Here is a 20,126-nt window from a genome sequence, read left to right as displayed (position 1 = left end):
TTTAAATCACCTTTAACTGAAATAAAATAGCGGGACATATTAATATTTTCCCCAATACTTACAGAACGAAAATTTTAAAACACAGATCCTGAATAAACACAGATCCTGAATTATTCACAAAGTAAACATCTCCCCATGCCGCTTGAAGTGCTGGCAGAATATGTTATTAAAAGCCAAAAATCTGTTGAACAGACTCAACAGTTGCTGCTTGAGATATCATAAAGCTTTGCTGCTGGTTATTTACCATATTAGCAAAAAGTATTCCCTGTTGCTGTGCAAAAGACAGGTACAAGTTCGCATTAGATACAGCTGGCTGAACATAAGGTGTGATAGTGTTGTAAGTTTGTTGAACAATTGGTTGATTGGATACTTGGTTAATAACTTTTTTATTAACATCAGAAACATTACCAACCACCGGGTTTTCAGATAGTTCCTGAATCATGATCCCGGTAGTAGCTGCATCGTCACCTATTTCGTCTGTATTGTTGTTAACAGTATTATCTGCTCCAAAAACTCCACTAAAAAACGGCAATATCAAAATTAAAAATAATGTAGAAACAACCAAATTTTTCCCAGTCAAAATGTTCACCTTCCTTAGATCTAGGAATGTCTTCACCATCATTTAAAATCGATTGTGAATTTTATCACCAAAAAAAAAGGTATATTATTTAAAAAGGTGTATTATTTGTTAGAATCCAATAGAATTGTTAAAATCTAATTAGTTATCCTGATGGGAATTATACAGTTCTTACCCATTTAGATTAACAGTTCTTACCCATGTAGATTAACAGTTCTTACCCATGTAGATAAACTGTTCTTACCTATTTAGAGTGATAACTTCCCATCACCATAACTGCACTGCTTATGGTACCAATCACCCTTTTTTCCACCTTGATGGTTTTTTCCACCGCCACCTTTTCATACTTAACCATGGTTTTTCTCTTGTTTTTAAGTCCAACCAGGGATAGGAATGCCATGCTCACACTTAAAATTGCACCTAATAACACCACCAGATGCAGGCCACTGGTAAGATCCACAGCTGCCTGACCAGCCAGGTGTGCAGAGTGCATCATATCCGGGGCTATGGCCAGGTGTATCAGAAGACCAGCATAGCACACTGCAAACACCATACCCAGATTCCTGGTGGTGGCAATAATTCCTGAAGCTTCACCAGCCTTTTCTAAGGGTAGTTGACTCATCAGAGTACGGTTGGTGGGTGACTGGAACAGGGCTGCTCCCAATCCCAGCATAGCCAGGGAGAAAAAAACATCCCAGGCACTGGAGTTGACTGTTAACTGGGTCATGGAAAGCAGTGCCAGTGCTGATACCATTGAACCCAGGAAAGCAGGGGTTCTGGAACCGAAACGATCAGCCACCATCCCACTCAGGGGTGATACTGCCATCATTATAATGGGTGAAGCTGTTAAAACTAATCCAGTGGTTCCAGAATCTAGATAGAGAACCTTCTGGAGATAGAAGGGCACTGCAAAGAACATCATGTACATACATATGTAGTTAAAGTGCAGGCTAAGGGTAAAGGCTGTGAATGTATGGTTTTGGAATAAATCCAGTTTAAGCACTGGATTCTGGCAGCGTAACTCCTGATACACAAAACCTAAAAGTGTGGTGATGGCCAGAACCCCAGTAATAACTGCCTGGGTGAAATCACCATTTTCCACAAGATTCAGAGTATAAACTACCAGAAAAAGGCAAACAAACTGCAGTACAGTTCCAGGAAGGTCCCATTTAACTATCTGGCGTTGGCTTCGTTTTAAAACCTGGAAACAGAATACAAAGTCCAGAATTCCCACTGGGAGGTTAACCAGGAATATGCCTCTCCAACCCATGAAGCTGGAAACAAGCCCCCCTATGGCTGGCCCCAGTGCCAGACCGGCAGCAATGGCCACTGCATATATACCCAGTGCACTTCCCAGTTCTGGGGCTGGGAAGGATCTGCGTACCAGGGCCATGGATACACTGATCATCATGGCAGCGGCCAGTCCCTGCAAACCCCTGAAAACAATCAAAGCCTCAATGGATGGTGACAGACTACACAGTAGGGAAGTTACCACAAAACCAACCAATCCAGCCAGATAAACTCTTTCTTGCCCACAGAAATCTCCCAGTCTGGAGAAGAAAAGTACAAATCCTAAAAGTGTAATGAGATAACTTATCAGCACCCATTGGGCTGTGGCCAGGCTCACTCCAAAAAACATGGAGATGGTGGGCAGGGATACATTGGTAATACTGGCATTGATGGGAACCATCATGGTTCCCAGAGATAGTGCTAGCAGGGTTAACCATTTATTTTTAAAACCAGTAATAATATCATGACCTGGCAAAATGATATGTGCAAAGGTCGAATGCCTTATTTCCATTAACCACTGATATAACAGTTAAAAAAAACCTGTATATAATATTTAAAGTATTGTTTTGCGTTTTTATAATATTAAAATTAAATTTTTCCAATATTTTCAACTACGAATACACCCTCATAAAAAAATTTATAATAAAAAATTGGTATTACTTCCCTTATAAAAGTTTTCATCACTAAAAAAAAAAATCACACTGATATTTTCCTGGCAAAATACCGGCATTAAATTAATTGTGTAACACGAATTTCAGTGAAAAATAAACGAGGTTTTTAGTGGAACATAAAAACTCAGTGGAAACTATTAAGTGTTCTAAACAACATAACTAGAAGGTGAGTACAGTCAGGATCGCTGATTTAAGACAGCGTTATATCCTGGATTATAAAAATTCTGGGAGGATTAACATGAGTGAGAAAAAAGGAACTGCAGAACAGCTATTTAGTGACATGCTTCAAACTCTTAAGGAAAGACAGGGAGATCTTGATAAAGCCATTGCCAAATATCAGGGGGGACCAGCTAAACCTGCCATGGATGTTATAGAAAACGATGATAACATCGTGGTTAAAACCGATCTACCCGGTGTTAACCGTGAGGATATAAAGATCGATCTTACCGAGGATTCCCTGGAGATCAGGGCAGAACATTCCGAAGAAACTGACCAAGAAGGAGTAACTTACCATAAGAAGGAAAGACGTTATGCTTCTGCTGCCCGTACTTTAATATTACCAGCCAAGGTGAAACTGAATGATGTCACTGCCAAATTCGATAACGGCGTTTTAACCATCATCATGCCCAAGCTGGAGAAGAAAGAAACTTTTGAGGTTAAAGTGGAATAAAAAGTACCTTTTTTTAAAAAAATTACTTATTCTTTATTTTTTTTCCATAACAGCTAATAACATAGCCACTAGTCATTATGAATCCAAATGCAACACCTGAAAAGTTGACCCTGCTGGGTAAGGATCAAATAATCCCACAACTCCAGAACAGTATCCTGCAGGCAACCAACAGCATTATGATAGTTGGCCCCTGGCTTGATGCTTATTTTACACGGATAGTTATAGATTCACTACCACAACCAGATTTAGCTGTCTTATTCCTGGTGCGTATAGATGATGATGGCCTGGTTGATGGTAAGACCATGTCTGCACTGAACCTGGCCCAGGAAAATCTGGAAAACTTTCAGGCCAGAACACTCCCCCAACTCCACTCCAAGGTCATAATTATAGATGATATAACCTTCTATCTGGGCAGTGCCAACTGGTACTGGTACAGTCTTCATAAATCACTGGAAACCACAGTAACCGGGAAAACATCCATCCTACCCGAACTGGTCCCTGAAATCTATGGTTACTGGGAGAAGGCCACACCTCTTACTAAAGAGGATTTAAAGGATCACCGGGATCTGGAACCCATCATGAGTGATGATCACTTCTAAGAGGATGTTACCACGAATGTACATTTCTAAAATGGAATTTTCAAGGCTATTCATCTTTTAAAATGATGGTCCCAAAGAGATGAATCTTCTAAAATGGAATTTTCAAGAGTATTAATCTTCTAAAATGATGGCCCCAATGTTATTAGTCTTTTAGAATGAAATTCCCACAGTTTGGTTTTCAAAATACCAGGTGTTGAAACCATGACTTTTTGAGGCAAATGCCTGATATTCATGTATGGGTGCATTGTAAAATTGTCTGGATTGGTTATGTGAAGGGTTGTACACCCGGTTATTCCAGACCACAAATTCGTGTGAATAATCCCCGGTCCTGGTTTTGACCATGGTACCATTTTCAATTCTGCACATCCAACATAATTGAACTCCAGTTGCACCTTTACTTTCAAGGTAAGCCTTAAATACCCTGGCACGGTCATCGCAATCGCCTCCCTTCTGCCAGAATGTTTCAGGGTGAGGGCCATGTGTACTGACAAATGGCATTCCACATATCATATCAAAATAACCATGAGTCGCCGGGTTTTCAGGAAAAACCATGACTGTGGATATGTAGAAACCACAACAAATGCAGATAGCTACGGCAATTATTATAATTATCCAGACTGGTTTTCCCATTTGGTCACACCATGACTCTATTTTTATCCAGTTGTTCTTATTATAAAACAAATAATTAATGATTTTAGAAAAGTTAAACCGGGTAATAGTAGAATGGGATACATTGGTTTTTTGAGGTAGACACGAAGTACAACCAATGCATCCTGCATAAGTATTGGGTTATATCCATTAAAATAAATGTTGGTTTAGATGGTACTGGAATTTTAATGTGATGAAATTGGAGTTATCCCTGTAAAAATGAGTACATGGTTTATTTTCTAATGAGATGATAATTTATTCTAAATTCACAGCAATCAAAATGGGAAGTTTGAAAAATAAATAGATTTCCTTCATTAAATAAAGGATGAGATGGGGATCATATCATAATTGAACCCATCTAACCTTTTTTTAGTCTATTTTAATTGAGTCTGCGATTTTTTGTATCGTTTCCTGGGTCTCTGCAGTATCACCTAGGGGAGTTCCGAAGATAATGTAGTAGGCAGTTTGGTTATCTTTGGAGAAAACATAAGTAGTCGCAAATACTGTCAGGTTGGATGAAGCTCCTGTGGCATTATATGAGTAGATAATGGCATCGTACCCATTTTTAAGTGTTGTCCGGTTCACCAGTGGGGCCTGATCTGCTTCATTTACTATGTAATTGTTGTTTAAGTTATCAGCTGCTGCAGTGAGATTGATATCGGTGATGTTTCCGGCACCGATTTCCATGATATAGGTGTAGTTGCCAATTGATTGTCCATCTACAAAGACTCCTATTATGTTAAAGCCGGATTGGGTTGCCAGATCCTGGTCTGTGGCTGGAACATCAATCCCTGTCCAGTTTCCGGGATACTGCAGGTATAAACCTGAATTGTTAAATGTTTGGTAGGTACTGGCACATCCAGACACCATGACTATACTTGCTGCTATTATTAGCATTATTATGTACGTTTTATAATCAACTTTCATTTCCCCTCACCTTAAACATTTTATTAATGTTATTATGGCTTTTTTTATATATAATAATTTCTTATTGCCATTAAACACTATCCACTGTATCGGTGTTTACTTCGTGTCCTCATGATAAGTATAAAACCATTTATGGTTAAAAATAATAAATGAACATTCAACATGAGGATAGTGGCTATTAAATAAGATTATCTGTAGAAGGAGAGACCCTGCTATGAGCAAATGGAAAGAAGTTAAAAGAGATGAAGATGTAGTTGAAAAACCGAGTTTCTGGGAGCCTGAAGCCATTGGAGAAACATTACAGGGCACCTACATTGAATTGGAGGAAGATGTGGGTCAGTACAAGAGCAAACTTTACACCATGAAAACCAGTGCCGGTGAGGTGAAGATCTGGGGTTCCAAGGTCCTGGATGATCTGATGAAAAAGGTGGATCTGGGACTGGAGGTACGCATAACCTACAATGGTAAACAGCCATCCAAAACTGGTAAAAATCCCTGGAAAGATTTTAAAGTGGAATATCGGGAAAAATAAGAGATATCTATAAATTTATTTCTTAAACAATAATTACCATTCTTTCACGATTTTGTAAAGCTCTCTGAACTTATCCTGAAGGGCTTTATCTGGAATGTCATCAACTATTTTACTAAAATCATCTTTATGGATAATAATCACCGGATCCCTATTTTTAAGGCCATGTTGATGGTTTTTATGTGTATTGATCAAATTAATCTGGGTATGTTCCATAATACCCATTGTGTACCGGATAGTTTTCGGTTCAACCTTGTCTTTTGTATCAACCATGATTGGATCCTCCCTTATTTTATTGATACCCTTACACGTGTTTAAATATAACTAATACCAAAGAACCATTTGAATTCTTAAATTTCTAATAAAAAAATAGTACGTTAAATTGAAGCATGAACCAAAAAAAACTTGAATGATCACATGAACACTGAAATTTTCACCATTGGCCACAGCAACCATCTTTTATCCTCATTTCTGGGACTCATCCAGAAACAGGATATCAGTATGGTGGTGGATGTCAGGTCCAGTCCCTACAGCAAATACTCCCCTCATTTCAACAAGAAACCATTGGAAAAAGCACTTGATGACCACCACATAAAATACATTTATCTGGGAAACAAGATTGGTGGCAAACCTCGTGATAAGAGGTTTTACCATGAGGATAGACTGGTATATCACCGCCTGGAAGCTGATGGTAAATATCAGGAGGGACTTAATGAACTCATGGATCAAGCAGAGGATAATAGGATTGTTTTAATGTGCAGTGAGGAGGATCCTAATCGTTGCCATCGCCACCATCTTATCAGCCAATCACTGCTGAAAAATGGTTTTAAAATCACCCATATACTGGGAGATGGAACTCTAGAGAAGATTGGTAATGATTATCAGACCAGGCTGTTCTGAATTTTAGTTAAAGGTTCGTGGAACCGATTACAGTCTATGATCACATTTATTTATAACCTTCACCTTAGTTTTTCAAAGGAGATTTTTACTTATGAACAATATCAAAATCCTTGTAGTAGAAGATGAAACCATCACTGCAATGGATGTCAAAGGTATATTAGAATCTTTTGGTTATCAAGTCCCCTACATTGCTTCAAGTGGTGAAGAAGCTGTAACTAAAGCTTTAGAAATAAAACCAGATCTTATTTTGATGGATATTATTTTAAGAGGAGAAATAGATGGAATTGATGCTGTTAATGAAATTAATCAATTAAAAATTCCTGTGGTTTATTTAACAGCTCATTCTAATGAAGTAACTCTTGAAAAAGCTAAAAAAACAGAACCATATGGTTATATATTAAAACCATTTCAGCCTGCAGAACTTTACTATGTTATTGAATTAGCTCTTTACAAAAGCAAAATGGAAAATAAATTAAAAGAAAAAGAGGCTAATTATCGTCTCATCGTCCAATCTCAGAGAGATTTAGTTATAAAATTAGACTTAGAAGGGCGATTTCTTTTTGTAAGTCCAAGTTATTGTGAAACATTTGGTTTAATCAAAGAAAAAATATTAGGTCAACATTATAAAGATTTTCTAAATGGTGGTAATATTGAATCCGTAGAAAAAGCTTTTAGGAAAGTTTTGAAATCAGGTAAGGATGGATACTTTGTGAATAGTTTAACTACGAAACAGGGATTGCGTTGGTTTTCATGGGCAGGTGAACCAGTCCTGGATGAAAACAAAAATATCGTAGCCATAGTTGCAGTTGCCAGAGACATTACAGAGCATAAAATTTATGAGGAAAAGTTAAAAATTGCTAATCATGTTTTGAAAAAACGTGATGAAGGATTCGAACAATTCATAAATCACGCACCAATAAGTATTGCCATGTTTGACACTCAAATGAGATTCCTTGCCGTCAGCAAACTCTGGATTGAAGATCATGGTTTAAAAAATGGAAAGATTCGTGGCAAAAGTTTATATGAACTCCTCCCTAATTTTCCTGATGAATGGAAAGAAGTTCATAAAAAAGCATTAAATGGTTCAACAGTCTGCCTGGATGAAGTTGAATTTGTAGATCCAGATGGGAATGTTAAATATTTAAATTGTGAAATAAAACCCTGGAATCTGTCATCTGGCGATATTGGTGGCGTTTTTGTCTTTTGTGAAGATGTCACAGAGTATTTGAATGTAAAAAACGAACTTGAAACTTTAAAAAACCTTAATTAAAAAAAATTAAATATTTTAATAGGTTAAATGATACTTTATTGCTTTTCTATATATTTATTCATCTCCAAAATCATTAATCTTAGATTTCATGTGTTCAAAGGTAAAGGAATTAGTTGTTAATTGACCTGATTCATCTGTGAACAGATCACCAGTTTATTTATACCTCTCCCTGCATATATTGTGATAAGAAGATTATCATGCTTGAAAATGTCCTGAACACCCTGGAAGGTAACCGCACATTCAAAAGGAAGGTGGAACACATTGAAACCCTCAATGAGAGGAAGGCACAGTATGGTGAAGTGAAAGATCTTCCTCCATCCATAGGAAACTACCTCCAGGAAAGTCATATTAAGCTTTATCAGCATCAGGTGGAAGCCACCCAGCTCATTCGTGATGGGGAAAATGTCATTATAACCACCCCCACTGCTTCTGGTAAAACCCTAGCCTTTAACCTCCCTATTATTGAAACGTTAAGTCAGGATCCTCAGGCCACAGCCCTTTACATTTACCCGGCCAAGGCCCTGGCCAATGACCAGCTTAACGTGTTAAAACACATGGAATCATCCTGCAATCTGAATTTTGAACCTAACATCTACGATGGTGACACTCCCAAGAACATTCGCCCCTGGATTAAAGAGAACTCCCGTCTAATTTTAACCAATCCTTACATGTTACACCTTATCCTGGGATGGCATCATCAGTGGAGTCGTTTTTATAAAAACCTTAGATACGTGGTTATTGATGAAGCTCACCATTACCGGGGTGTTTTCGGCTCTAATGTAGCCTTCCTCATACGAAGGTTGAGACGCATATGCAGTCATTATGGTAGTTACCCCCAGTTTATTCTCTCCTCTGCCACCTTGGCCAATCCGGAAGAGTTCAGCCGTAACCTGGTGGGTAAAACCTTCCAGGAGGTTAACCATGATACCAGTCCCAGTGGACGGAAACATTTCTTGTTGTACAACCCTTTTGCCAAGTGGGGTGATCTTTCCACTCACCAGGAGACCAAGAACCTGTTCCAGCTCATGGTTTTAAATGATCTACAGACTCTGTGTTTCACAATCAGCCGTAAAATGGCTGAAATCATAGCCATGTGGACCAAAAGAGAATTAAACCAAACAAAACCCGACCTTGTCCACAGAATAACTGCCTACCGATCTGGTTACCTGGCAGAAGAGCGCAGAAAAATCGAAAAGGGCCTGAAAACTGGTAACCTGGTTGGTGTCACCTGCACCAATGCCCTGGAGCTGGGTGTGGATATTGGTAGTCTGGACTGTGTGATAATCAGTGGCTACCCCGGTACCATGATCAGCACCTGGCAACAGGCAGGACGTGCCGGTAGAGCAGAAAACGAATCTCTGGTGGTTATGGTGGCCTTTGAAAATGCACTGGATCAGTATCTCATGAAACATCCAGAATTCCTCTTTCACAAGTCACATGAAAATGCAGTTATAGACCTGCAGAATAAAAAAATAACCAGAGGACACCTTTTATGTGCTATTAAAGAATTACCATTAACTGTTGATGATTTTGAGAAATATTTCCAAGGTGATTTTGACACCCTGGAGGCCATACGCAGGGAAAAAATGGTTAAAGAAGCACTTACCGGATTGACCTTTATCGGACTTAAGGATCCTGCCCTTCAAATCAATCTGGACCAGATCTCCAGTGACAACTTCAAGGTTTTCCATAATAAACGGGTGATGGAGACTATGGACAGGCAACATGCCTACAGTGAAGCACATGAAGGTGCGGTGCTCATAAATCAGGGTGAAACCTACATTGTTGACAAATTCGACCTGGATAAACGCAGGATAAATGTTAAAAAGATGGATGTGGATTATCATACTCAGGCACTCCGGAATGTAGATGTTTCCATTGAAAAAGAAATCAACACCCGAAGGATAGGTAATTTCAGTGTGTCCTTTGGTGAGGTGAAGGTTACCCAGGATTTCTATAAGTACAAGGAGATGCTCTATGGAAAAACTTTATCCACACATGAACTGGACTTACCTTCTCTAAAGTATCATACCCGTGGTTTATGGTTTACCCTTCCAGGAGTGGTGGCTGATAGTCTGGAGAACATTTTCCCTAAAAAGGATGCCTACGCTGGCAGTCTCCACGGTGCAGAACACGCACTTATCTCCATGTTCCCATTACTGGTCTTATGTGACCGGTTCGACATAGGCGGATTATCCACCAATTATCATCCACAAACTGGTAAGGCCACTATATTCATATATGATGCCTATGAGGGTGGTATTGGCCTGGCAGAGAAGGCAGTGGAGGTTATGGAGAAACTGGTGGAGGTAACCCAGGACATGGTGAAAAGCTGTCAGTGCCAGAAAGGATGCCCCACCTGTATTTATTCTCCTAAATGTGGTAATGATAACAAACCGTTGCATAAGAAGGGCACTGTTTTCATACTGGAGGCGATGATGAAGATGATGAAGGGTGAAAGTATGGATCTGCCTGGAGATATCATCATAAACCATGTTAAATCTGCCACAGGACCCTTAAAACCAGGCACATTGGGGGCAGAAGGGTATCAGGAGTTTGAAAATCCAGAGAGTCTCACCAGGAAGGGTGAATCATTCTACATAAACGGCAACCTAGAAGAAGCTTTAGATTGTTTCCAAAAAGCACTCCAGATGGATGAAAACAACCTTTCTGCACTGAAGTATCAGGGTATCATCCTCGAAACTAAGGATGAACACCAGGAAGCATTGAAATCCTTCAAGAAAGCCCTCCAAATCAGGGATGATGATCCGGAAACTCTTTATTATCTGGCAGTTTCCCTCTATAAGATTGATAGTTACCCGGAAAGTAGGGATACTGCAGATACACTCCTCAAGATACGGGATGACTGGGATGATGCCTGGACTATACTGGCCATGTCCCTGCATGCACTGGGCAACGATGAGGGAGCTATTGAAGCTTATGGTAATGCATTGAATATTAATCCCTTGAATGAAGATGCAGCGGCTAATTTGAAAGAACTTTTAGAGTAGTTATTTTTAACTTTTAGAGTAGTTAATTTTAACAAGTTTTACAAAATATTTTCCAGATACACAAAAAAAGTGTTCTCTTTTTACTTTACTGTTATCCCAAACAAATGACTAAATTCAACTTGTTACACTTCAAACTAGGATTAATAGAAAAATTCTAGTATAAACAGTTTATAATCAGTTAACATGAATAAACTTACCTTAAATGATTTAGACCTATATTACCAGGACAGGGGAACAGGTTATCCTATGGTTCTCGTGCATGGCCTGGGAAGTGATCATACGGTATGGGGCGGGTTAACCCCCCTACTGGAAGAAAATTTCCGGGTTCTAGCAGTGGATCTGAGGGGTCATGGCAGATCCAGTAAAACTCCTGAACAATACAGCATAGAATTATTCTCAAATGACATTAATCAGCTTTTAGAATCACTGAATATAAAACAGGCACACTTTATAGGCCATTCTATGGGCGGTGCCATATTACAACAACTGGCACTTAAACGTCCAGATAAAATCAGATCTTTAATCCTTATTTCCTCGTTTAGCTGTGTTGATTTTCATCTGGACTCCATTTTCCGGGAACTTTTAAAAACATTAAATGATGAGGGTTATAATGCCTTTTTTGACCATTGCCTCAAACTGGCTAACACTCCAGAATTCATTGCAAAAAACAGGGAATTCTTCCGAGAAGTTAGAGATCTTATGGGAAAAACCAGTTCTATTCCTGCTTTAAAGGAGTCAATAAAGGCCTGTCAGCAAGTTAACTTTATTGGTTCCTTGAAAAATGTCAATTCCCCTACCCTGATTATTGCAGGACGAGAAGATGTTTTCACTCCCTTATATCATGCTAATAAAATTAAAAATGCCATCCCCAATTCAAAAATGGAAGTAATGGAGGGTGTGGGTCATAATCTCCTGGTGGAAAACCCCCAGGACACTTATGATTTGATTTATAAGTTTTTAAAAAATTTTTAGCATTTTCAACCAGCTTTTTACCGGAACTTCCTAGGATATCTCGAGAGAAAACCTTTTTAACCGGAAATTAAAATTGTTTTTATGGTATATCAAGGTCAAACTAGGATACTGATTTTACTCCTGGTGGGTGTGTTCATGGGCTCCCTGGATATCGGGATCGTGGGCCCTGCACTACCTGCTATTGGAACCTACTTCGGGGTTAATGAACGGTTGTTATCATGGGTTTTCACCATATATATTCTTTTTTTCATGATAGGAACACCATTAATGGCTAAACTATCAGATATCCATGGGCGAAAAACAGTTTACCTGGTAAACATCCTGTTATTTGCTGCAGGTTCAATGATAACCATCACAGCCATATCATTTGAAATGGTACTCCTGGGAAGGGCTATTCAGGGTGTGGGTGCCGGGGGAATATTTCCAGTTGCCAATGCATTTATTGGAGACATCTTCCCACCTGAAAAGCGCGGAGGAGCCTTGGGGGTTTTGAGTTCGGTTTGGGGTATATCAGGAGTTTTAGGACCTATACTCGGGGGTTTACTCCTAGGTTATGGTTGGCAGTGGCTGTTCATCATTAACATCCCAATTTCAGTTATTGTTCTAGCAGGAAGCCTTTACATTCTCCCCAGGGGTGAAAAAAACAGGCAGCTCAGTTTGGATTGGCCAGGCATACTTACTCTGGGGTTCCTGGTTTCTTTTTTAGCCTACGCAATTAACCAGATAGATACTAACAACTTTTTAACCAGTTTTTTCTCTTTGTCTGTGTGGCCTTTCCTGGTTTTAAGTATATTGCTGTTACCAGTTCTTTTGAAGTTGGAGTTGAAATCCACAGATCCCCTGATCCAGGTTGATCTATTAGGTAGCAAGGAGGTTAGACTGGTTTCAGGTATAATGATTGGTACTGGTCTTATTCAGGCTTCAACTGTTTTCATACCTTCCTTTGTAATTGTGGCTTTAGCTTTCAGTTCATCAAATGCAAGTTTAATGTTACTACCTATAGTCATGACCATGGCTATTGGTGCACCAATCATCGGACAACTCCTTGATAGGTTTGGTTCCCGGAATATCATGTTTACCGGGGCATCTATAATGATAATTGGTCTTTTTTTACTCAGCACTTTCTCTGAATCTTTCTACCTATTCATTTTTGCCGGTGTGCTGGTTGGTGTGGGTATGAGTACAACTATTGGCTCTCCTCCACGTTATATTATGCTGGTGGAAAGCCCTCCCAAGGAAAGAGCATCGGGACAGGCATTGATCAACATAATCACCAGTGCCGGGCAACTCATTGGAGGAGCTCTTATTGGAGCGGTTATTGGATCGTACGCAGGGAATCTGGAAGGATATACATATGCATTCCTGTTCATGGCTGTAGTTGCCCTAATTATGACTATTCTAACTGTAGGACTTAAAAGTAAAAAAGAACAGGTTAAAAGCAGTTATTAAATTTTTTGTTATAAGAAACGTTCTTAGAAATTATCAATCATGCATATTGTCTATTAGTGATAACTATAATTACAATAAAAAATATAATTATAGTTAGGGTTTATTGGTAAGTTGTATTGCTTGCTAATAATTCCTAAGAAGAGTAAATGTCAATTTAATGCATTGAGTCGTGCCAAAACTAATACAAACAAGTAAAAAGCTCAGGGGAGGGGCTTTCAATAATTTCTTATATAAATAGTACAGGTATCACCTCTTCCAGGAAAAATCAAACATCATTTTGAAATCTGGCATTTTACAGACAAATTGAAAACTGTAAAAGGAGGTGATAACTGTGGGAAAACACATAATACTGATTTTTGGTGTATTTTTAATTGCTATTATCCTTGCTGGCACTGGTTTTGCACAACCAATAAGTGATAATGTGTATGTATCTCCTACTGGAAGTGATGATACAGGTACCGGTACTGAAGAAAATCCATTTCAAACAGTAATGTTTGGTATTATACATGTGACTGATGCTGGTACTGTTCACCTGGATGAAGGAACCTACGATAAGAATATAGATGAAAATTCTAAGGATAACAATATCACAATAGAAAAAAATGTCACTATTCAGGGTGCAAAAAAAGATACCACCATTATTGATGGAAAAAATCTGTACTCGCTATTCTACATCCCTGGTGATTATACAGTAAACATCAAAGATTTAACTATCCAGAACTGTAAGCCTGATAATGAGTGTGGTGCCATTGTAGTAAAACACGGTACTTTGAACGTCATTAACTGTAACTTCGTCAACAATGAAGCTGACGATGTTGGTGGGGCTATTGCAAACTCTGGAACTGTTACAGTAACCAACAGCCTATTCAACAACAACAAGGCCACGAATAGGGGTGGTGCGATTTTCAACTATGGTGGTACGTTAACTGTCACTGGCAGTACATTTACTGGAAACAGTGCTAACATGGGTGGTGCGATTTTCATCTATCCAGGGATGGTTAAACTCAGTGGTAACAACTTCCTTAACAATGACGGTAATGGGATCTATATAGGTTACTTCCTCAGAAATAGTGGTACAAACGGCATATCAACAATTGAAATCAATGTCAACAGGATCGTTGGAAATACTCCCTATGGACTATACGTCAACTTAGTACCAGTCGGTGCATTGGCTGCTGGAAGTGATATGATTGGTTTCCAGGTTGATGCTACCAATAACTGGTGGGGATCCAACAACGACCCACGTACTCTCTCAAATGCCATCTATGACCCTTTGAACTATGCAGACACATCTAAATGGTTGGTTCTTAAAGTATCAGCAGTTCCGGTCAGTGTGGTGTATGGAAGCACGTCCCTGGTGACAGCCAGTGTCGTCTTCAACAACCTGGGCGAAGACACATCCCTTATCGGCCACATACCAGACGGAACACCAATAACCATCACTACGGACATTGGAAATGTGGGCAGTAAATCAGTGACTCGTTACACAGCTGCTGGTATTGTATCCACCATTTTCAGAGCAGATGATGGATTGGGAACCGCCCATATATATGCATTACTCGACGGATTTATGACCCCACTACCTGCAGAAGTAGTAGTTACTGCTGCAAGCTCGGTGAGTGCCAAAACTGTCCCAATGCAAGCCACGGGTACACCATTGTTACCATTATTAGTGGCTGCAATTCTGATGGTTGGTGGAGTAATCCTACCTGGAAGGAAAAAATAATCACTTTTCCCCCCTTTTTTTATTTTTCTGGTTATTTCTTATGAAAATCTCAGTTTATAAAAAAACTGTCATACTCATATAACAGTGATTTCTGGTTTGTCCTGTTAAGTATCTTTTTTAACACTAGAGATAATATTATTACAGACAACCAACTATGCTTTAGGAAGTTTTTATACATGGAATCAGAACCCACATACCCAGAAGAAACAGCAGGCTACAATATGATAGCCCAAATTCCTGTTTACAATGTAGAAGATACACTGGATGAAGTGGAAGACCTTTTAACCCAGAACTCCTGCGAATACTGCAGTATAGACTACTTTTACATCACCACCCCTAAGAATATCTTGAAAGGAGTTATCTCCATCAAAGACCTGCTAAAGAGTTTAGATAAATCTCTAAAAACCGAAGATGTTATGGTTAAGGATCTGGTAACTGTTGATCCTTACACTGACCAGGAACGGGTCGTATATCTGGCTCTATCCAATGGATTGAAAGCCATTCCAGTGGTGGATAGTGAGGGTAAGCTTCTGGGGGCAGTGCCCTATGATACCATACTTCACATCTTCAACCAGGAAGTGCAGAGTGATATATTTAACTTTGGAGGTATCTTTCACCGGGTTGGAGATGAATACACCACCATCAATTCTTCTGCTGCCCATATGATCCGTTCACGGTTGCCCTGGCTTATTGTAGGAGTTGTTGGCGGAACAATGGCAGCTTCTCTTATTGGCCACTTTGAAGATCTTTTAAGCAGTTTCATTGCTCTGGCCAGTTTCATTCCAGTGATGGTATACATGAGTGATGCTGCAGGAGCCCAGACCGAAGCATTGATCATACGTAGCATGGCCCTGGACACAAAACTCAATGTTGGAAAGTACCTCACCCGAGAACTGGTGGTGGCCACGGCACTGGCAGCTGTTTCAGGATTATTTGCCAGTTTCATGGCTTACTTAACCCGACAAAATCTTACTCTGGGAATAATCATATTTTTAGCACTTTTCATGAGCATCCTTGCCTCGGTAAGCATAAACACCTTGGCACCCCTGATTTTAAAACGATTCAACTATGATCCTGCATTAGCCACTGGTCCTCTGGCCACAATTTTCAGTGATATTGCCACGTTAGCCATTTATCTGGGTGTTGCCCTGGCTTTACTTCCCACTCCCTAAAATCAGTCAGATGAAACTTTGAACATGGAACATCCCCAAAAATGGATAAATATATTGTACATGTAAAACAATATTTTAGTTTGACCTAAACATTTGATGCCCTATAAATTTTTTGATAATGACAATAAAAATAGTGGGACATTTAATGAGTTTAATGCTAAAAATGATACAGATCAACTGTTAAAATTGAGGACAATTAATGGACAATAAAGAAACCATAATATTAGTGGTAGTGTTTGCAATAGCTTTGATAACCGGAATAGTACTGTGCAGTTTTTAGATCCATTGTTATACTCTGGATTCTGGTAGACCCGTAATTATTTAGCTGGAAAAATAATTGAAGATTTTTTTAAAATTAATGAACAGAATCAAAAAACCTTAATCTATGCACTAAACAGTGTAACACATATACCCCACTTGATCAAAAAACACTAATATCTGAGATTTTTTTTGGAAACCTGATTTTGAAATATAAAATTTATATGACTGACCTAATATTTATCCACTGAAAAATTCATAATTATACTATGAAATCCACTATTTACCTTAAATGTCCCCAGTGTAGGAACAAAGGCCTGCTTATAGAAAGACAGGGTAAATATTTCTGTGCCAATTGCATGTACGATTACACTCAGCTGAAGGATGATCCTGGTAGATTGGATGAAATTTTAATAGAAAACCTTCAGGAGGAGGGTTTTGGCCCATTATTCGCCACAGCTCTCTATGAAAGGGTGACTTTAACCTCCCCTAAGGAAGCCAACGAATATATCACCAGATTAGCGGAGGAGAACAATATCCAGATAATGCCCAGTAAAATGGATGTTGTCAAAGATTTTACCCCTTTTTTCATCATCATTGCAATTGTTGTGGTGATAATTATTATTACATTTATTTTTATCTCAACTAACGGTTAAAAACCCGGAAAAATAGTTGAACAGTTTTGACATTTACATACATATTTATTGGATTTTTCCATTTCATATAAAGAAGTGATGATGAAAATCCAGGAAATGGTGATTGGAATATGAAAATAAAATACACAACCATAATAGTTGAAGATATGGATGAGTCCATAAAATTTTACACAGAAGTTATGGGATTTGAAATAGATAGCAGGTACGATCTTGGCCGTGCCGGGAAAATCACATTACTTAAGGGTGAAGGAGAGACTATGGTGGAAATTATTCAAAATCCACAGGATGAACCTGGACTGTTTTCAATAGGAATGGAAGTTGAAGACTTAAAAACCACGATTAAGGAGCTTAAAGCCAAAGGGGCTAAAATCACCATGGACCCCACCCCTATAACCGTAGGATTACTTGCATTTATAGAAGATCCTAACGGAGCCAGAATAGCGTTAATTCAACATAATTAATCTCCCTTATTTTTTCACCTATAGGGGAATAACTGCCTGAAATTAGAAATGTAGCATATATCCAAATTTTCCAACTTAAGTTATTTATGGTACATCAAACATAGTAGATACTGGTGATGGAGTTCACCTTTAACCGCTTATTTTTTTAAGCTGATGACTCCTGTTAATTCAAGGAGGAAGCTACATTGGCTGATAAAATTATTAAAGAAAATTTGTTATTCATACCTTGTTCTGAATATGCCAACAAAGTTTTAAAATTTGTGCATGACCGGGAACATGAAGATGGTGGATTTACTCTATACAGAGGTCTTCCTGACACTAAAAACACCTATTATGGATTGAAAATTCTTCAAATGTTCAATGAGGAACCTTATAATAAGGAAAATACAATTAACTGGATTCAAAAACTGCAAAAAGACCGTATGTATGGTATTTCCGGAGTGTTTTATCGACTGAACATTTTGGATATTTTCAATGAAGAAATAACAGTTCCGGAATCTTACATCACACAACTAAACTCTAAAACTGAGTTTGCAAATTTTGAAGTTGTATATTTTCACACCATCATATCATATCTTTTACAGCTAGATAATTTTTGTAAGGTTGTAGACTGGATATTACCCCATCAAAATGATGATGGGGGATTTGGAATGGGTCGATCTGATATCGTGTCTACCTATCTTGCTCTGGAATCATTGAATTTAATCGATCCATCATTGATTAGGATGAAAAATTCAATTAGAGAATTTGTAGGTAAATGTCTAACTAAAGAAGGTGGTTTTACATTTATACCGGATGTATATCCACCTTATATAGAACCAACGTATGCCGGCATGAAGATCTGTGAAATATTAAATAATCAACCTATCAAACCAGGTGTAACTGGAAATTTTATTTGGAGTCTTCAAAATATCAATGGAGGTTTCAGGAGATCTAAATATATGGGAATATCCGAGTTGGAATACACATTCAAAGCTTTACATATTCTAAAAATTATCAAACAGCTATCAAATTTTTCTATAAATGTTGCAGTGTAAAAAATCAATATAGAGGGGTGTTTTATGTGAGTAGTGCTATTGAAAACATTGAAATAAGAAAAATTTTAGACAGTAGGGGAAACGCAACTGTGGAAATAGATATAACAACTGAATCTGGATTTGGAAGAGTTGCAGCGCCCAGTGGAGCCAGTACCGGTGCATTGGAAGTAGTGGCATTTCCAGAAGCAGGAATTGATAAATTAATTAACGCATTTCCAGAACGGGTTAAACCAGAATTAGTGGGAATAAATGCTGAGGAAATCGTTCTGGTTGATGATATTTTAAAAAAGATCGATGGTACTGACAACTTATCTTCTTTAGGTGGTAATGTCACTGTGGCGATTTCTCTTGCTGTGGCAAAAGCAGCAGCTTCATCCCATGATATTCCATTATACCTGTTTTTGGGAGGTAAGTTGAAAAATGAAATTCCCTATCCCCTGGGGAATATGATTAATGGAGGGGCACACGCAGGTAAAAACGCACCTGACATACAGGAGTTTCTGGTTGTGCCAGTGGGTGCTCAAAACATCAGCGAAGCAGTTTTTGCCAATTCCAGTGTTCATAAAAGAATAGGGGAGTTAATTAAGGTGAAAGATACCAGATTTACTGGTGGGAAAGGTGATGAGGGAGGATGGGCACCTAACCTTTCCAATTACGATGCACTGAATATTCAATCCAGAGCCTGTGAAGAAATATCAGATGAAACTGGGATCAATGTTAGACCCTCACTGGATTTAGCACCCAGTGCATTATGGGATGGGTCAAAATATGTTTATTCGCGTGAAGGTGTCAGTCGAGATACCGGTGAACAAATAGAATTCATAGAAGAGATCATTGACACTTATAAAATGTTTTTTGTTGAAGATCCACTTCGAGAGGATGATTTTGAAGGTTTTAGTGAATTAACCAGGAAAGTTGGCGATAAGTGTATTATCTGTGGTGATGATATTTTCGTTACCAATTCAAACATACTTTCTGAGGGAATAGCAAGAGGAGCTGCCAATGCCATTATAATCAAACCCAACCAGATAGGTACATTAAGTGACACCTACCAAACAGTGCAACTTGCTAAAAATAACAATTACATTCCAGTAGTATCACACCGTTCTGGTGAAACCACCGATGAAACCATAGCCCATCTGGCTGTTGCTTTTGGAGCCCCACTCATCAAAACCGGAGCCATTGGTGGGGAAAGAATTGCAAAATTGAATGAACTCATCAGAATTGAAGAACAAATGACTGATCCTAAAATGGCAACATTTTAACCCTGTAAACTTATCTGAAAAAAAAAGATTAAGAGAGG

Annotated in this window: 19 protein-coding genes and 1 riboswitch; of the genes, 14 read left to right on the top strand and 5 right to left on the bottom strand. The window is 38.6% G+C overall.

Features of this window, described 5'->3' with window-relative positions; all coding sequences use genetic code 11:
• Nucleotides 1-166: 166 nt before the first annotated feature.
• Nucleotides 167-580, bottom strand: coding sequence for a RebB family R body protein (locus J2743_RS08120; protein ID WP_209626084.1), 414 nt, complete (start codon nucleotides 578-580; stop codon nucleotides 167-169).
• 241 nt (nucleotides 581-821) lie between these two features.
• Nucleotides 822-2,378, bottom strand: a complete 1,557-nt coding sequence (locus J2743_RS08115; protein ID WP_209626083.1) for an MFS transporter — start codon at nucleotides 2,376-2,378, stop codon at nucleotides 822-824.
• Nucleotides 2,379-2,776: 398 nt separating this feature from the next.
• Between J2743_RS08115 and J2743_RS08110 the strand changes: the two genes are divergently transcribed.
• Nucleotides 2,777-3,208: an Hsp20/alpha crystallin family protein gene (locus J2743_RS08110; RefSeq protein ID WP_209626082.1), complete on the top strand. Its 432-nt coding sequence runs from the start codon at nucleotides 2,777-2,779 to the stop codon at nucleotides 3,206-3,208.
• A 77-nt stretch (nucleotides 3,209-3,285) separates the two neighbouring features.
• Nucleotides 3,286-3,807: a phospholipase D-like domain-containing protein gene (locus J2743_RS08105; protein WP_209626081.1), complete on the top strand. Its 522-nt coding sequence runs from the start codon at nucleotides 3,286-3,288 to the stop codon at nucleotides 3,805-3,807.
• A 150-nt stretch (nucleotides 3,808-3,957) separates the two neighbouring features.
• Here the strand turns inward: J2743_RS08105 and J2743_RS08100 are convergent, their stop codons facing one another.
• A complete protein-coding gene (locus tag J2743_RS08100) occupies nucleotides 3,958-4,437 on the bottom strand; it encodes a hypothetical protein (protein WP_209626080.1) in 480 nt (159 codons plus the stop codon).
• A 387-nt stretch (nucleotides 4,438-4,824) separates the two neighbouring features.
• On the bottom strand, nucleotides 4,825-5,382 hold the full coding sequence (locus J2743_RS08095; protein WP_209626079.1) for a hypothetical protein: 558 nt from the start codon (nucleotides 5,380-5,382) through the stop codon (nucleotides 4,825-4,827).
• Nucleotides 5,383-5,596: 214 nt separating this feature from the next.
• On the opposite strand from J2743_RS08095, the gene J2743_RS08090 reads away from it, so the two are divergent.
• Nucleotides 5,597-5,914, top strand: a complete 318-nt coding sequence (locus tag J2743_RS08090; RefSeq protein ID WP_209626078.1) for a hypothetical protein — start codon at nucleotides 5,597-5,599, stop codon at nucleotides 5,912-5,914.
• Between the two features lie 33 nt (nucleotides 5,915-5,947).
• Here J2743_RS08090 and J2743_RS08085 read toward each other — a convergent pair whose 3' ends face one another.
• Entirely contained in the window at nucleotides 5,948-6,184 is a 237-nt protein-coding gene (locus J2743_RS08085; RefSeq protein ID WP_209626077.1) for a hypothetical protein, read from the bottom strand.
• A gap of 144 nt (nucleotides 6,185-6,328) precedes the next feature.
• Between J2743_RS08085 and J2743_RS08080 the strand changes: the two genes are divergently transcribed.
• The 11 genes from J2743_RS08080 (at nucleotide 6,329) to eno (ending at nucleotide 20,088) form a co-directional block, all read left to right on the top strand.
• The gene (locus J2743_RS08080) at nucleotides 6,329-6,811 is read left to right on the top strand and encodes a DUF488 domain-containing protein (protein ID WP_209626076.1); all 483 of its coding nucleotides are present in this window, start codon (nucleotides 6,329-6,331) and stop codon (nucleotides 6,809-6,811) included.
• A 91-nt stretch (nucleotides 6,812-6,902) separates the two neighbouring features.
• Nucleotides 6,903-8,081 (top strand): PAS domain S-box protein, encoded by a 1,179-nt coding sequence (locus J2743_RS08075; RefSeq protein ID WP_209626075.1) that lies wholly within the window; start codon nucleotides 6,903-6,905, stop codon nucleotides 8,079-8,081.
• Between the two features lie 197 nt (nucleotides 8,082-8,278).
• A complete protein-coding gene (locus tag J2743_RS08070) occupies nucleotides 8,279-11,092 on the top strand; it encodes a DEAD/DEAH box helicase (RefSeq protein ID WP_209626074.1) in 2,814 nt (937 codons plus the stop codon).
• A gap of 246 nt (nucleotides 11,093-11,338) precedes the next feature.
• A complete protein-coding gene (locus tag J2743_RS08065) occupies nucleotides 11,339-12,064 on the top strand; it encodes an alpha/beta fold hydrolase (RefSeq protein ID WP_209626073.1) in 726 nt (241 codons plus the stop codon).
• A gap of 81 nt (nucleotides 12,065-12,145) precedes the next feature.
• A complete protein-coding gene (locus J2743_RS08060; protein WP_209626072.1) occupies nucleotides 12,146-13,513 on the top strand; it encodes an MFS transporter in 1,368 nt (455 codons plus the stop codon).
• 331 nt (nucleotides 13,514-13,844) lie between these two features.
• On the top strand, nucleotides 13,845-15,239 hold the full coding sequence (locus tag J2743_RS08055) for a right-handed parallel beta-helix repeat-containing protein (RefSeq protein ID WP_209626071.1): 1,395 nt from the start codon (nucleotides 13,845-13,847) through the stop codon (nucleotides 15,237-15,239).
• 176 nt (nucleotides 15,240-15,415) lie between these two features.
• On the top strand, nucleotides 15,416-16,411 hold the full coding sequence (locus J2743_RS08050; RefSeq protein ID WP_209626070.1) for a magnesium transporter: 996 nt from the start codon (nucleotides 15,416-15,418) through the stop codon (nucleotides 16,409-16,411).
• 527 nt (nucleotides 16,412-16,938) lie between these two features.
• On the top strand, nucleotides 16,939-17,325 hold the full coding sequence (locus tag J2743_RS08045) for a hypothetical protein (protein WP_209626069.1): 387 nt from the start codon (nucleotides 16,939-16,941) through the stop codon (nucleotides 17,323-17,325).
• 110 nt (nucleotides 17,326-17,435) lie between these two features.
• Nucleotides 17,436-17,786: a VOC family protein gene (locus J2743_RS08040; protein ID WP_209626068.1), complete on the top strand. Its 351-nt coding sequence runs from the start codon at nucleotides 17,436-17,438 to the stop codon at nucleotides 17,784-17,786.
• A gap of 103 nt (nucleotides 17,787-17,889) precedes the next feature.
• Nucleotides 17,890-17,956, top strand: a riboswitch (Fluoride riboswitch).
• Between the two features lie 15 nt (nucleotides 17,957-17,971).
• Nucleotides 17,972-18,823 carry a prenyltransferase/squalene oxidase repeat-containing protein gene (locus tag J2743_RS08035; protein ID WP_209626067.1) on the top strand — a complete coding sequence of 284 codons (852 nt, stop codon included), beginning with the start codon at nucleotides 17,972-17,974 and terminating at the stop codon, nucleotides 18,821-18,823.
• A 26-nt stretch (nucleotides 18,824-18,849) separates the two neighbouring features.
• Entirely contained in the window at nucleotides 18,850-20,088 is a 1,239-nt protein-coding gene (gene eno / locus J2743_RS08030; protein WP_209626066.1) for a phosphopyruvate hydratase, read from the top strand.
• Nucleotides 20,089-20,126: the final 38 nt, after the last annotated feature.

Origin of the sequence: Methanobacterium petrolearium (genome assembly GCF_017873625.1) — an archaeon.
Lineage (GTDB): Archaea > Methanobacteriota > Methanobacteria > Methanobacteriales > Methanobacteriaceae > Methanobacterium > Methanobacterium petrolearium.
This window is presented reverse-complemented; position numbering and strand designations above follow the sequence as displayed.

Coding starts and splice junctions, on each gene's coding strand:
- J2743_RS08045 (WP_209626069.1), top strand. CDS start 16,939: ATGAAATCCACTATTTACCTTAAATGTCCCCAGTGTAGGAACAAAGGC.
- J2743_RS08105 (WP_209626081.1), top strand. CDS start 3,286: ATGAATCCAAATGCAACACCTGAAAAGTTGACCCTGCTGGGTAAGGAT.
- J2743_RS08090 (WP_209626078.1), top strand. CDS start 5,597: ATGAGCAAATGGAAAGAAGTTAAAAGAGATGAAGATGTAGTTGAAAAA.
- J2743_RS08095 (WP_209626079.1), bottom strand. CDS start 5,382: ATGAAAGTTGATTATAAAACGTACATAATAATGCTAATAATAGCAGCA.
- J2743_RS08060 (WP_209626072.1), top strand. CDS start 12,146: ATGGTATATCAAGGTCAAACTAGGATACTGATTTTACTCCTGGTGGGT.
- J2743_RS08070 (WP_209626074.1), top strand. CDS start 8,279: ATGCTTGAAAATGTCCTGAACACCCTGGAAGGTAACCGCACATTCAAA.
- J2743_RS08085 (WP_209626077.1), bottom strand. CDS start 6,184: ATGGTTGATACAAAAGACAAGGTTGAACCGAAAACTATCCGGTACACA.
- J2743_RS08075 (WP_209626075.1), top strand. CDS start 6,903: ATGAACAATATCAAAATCCTTGTAGTAGAAGATGAAACCATCACTGCA.
- J2743_RS08040 (WP_209626068.1), top strand. CDS start 17,436: ATGAAAATAAAATACACAACCATAATAGTTGAAGATATGGATGAGTCC.
- J2743_RS08080 (WP_209626076.1), top strand. CDS start 6,329: ATGAACACTGAAATTTTCACCATTGGCCACAGCAACCATCTTTTATCC.
- J2743_RS08115 (WP_209626083.1), bottom strand. CDS start 2,378: ATGGAAATAAGGCATTCGACCTTTGCACATATCATTTTGCCAGGTCAT.
- J2743_RS08050 (WP_209626070.1), top strand. CDS start 15,416: ATGGAATCAGAACCCACATACCCAGAAGAAACAGCAGGCTACAATATG.
- J2743_RS08110 (WP_209626082.1), top strand. CDS start 2,777: ATGAGTGAGAAAAAAGGAACTGCAGAACAGCTATTTAGTGACATGCTT.
- J2743_RS08100 (WP_209626080.1), bottom strand. CDS start 4,437: ATGGGAAAACCAGTCTGGATAATTATAATAATTGCCGTAGCTATCTGC.
- J2743_RS08065 (WP_209626073.1), top strand. CDS start 11,339: ATGGTTCTCGTGCATGGCCTGGGAAGTGATCATACGGTATGGGGCGGG.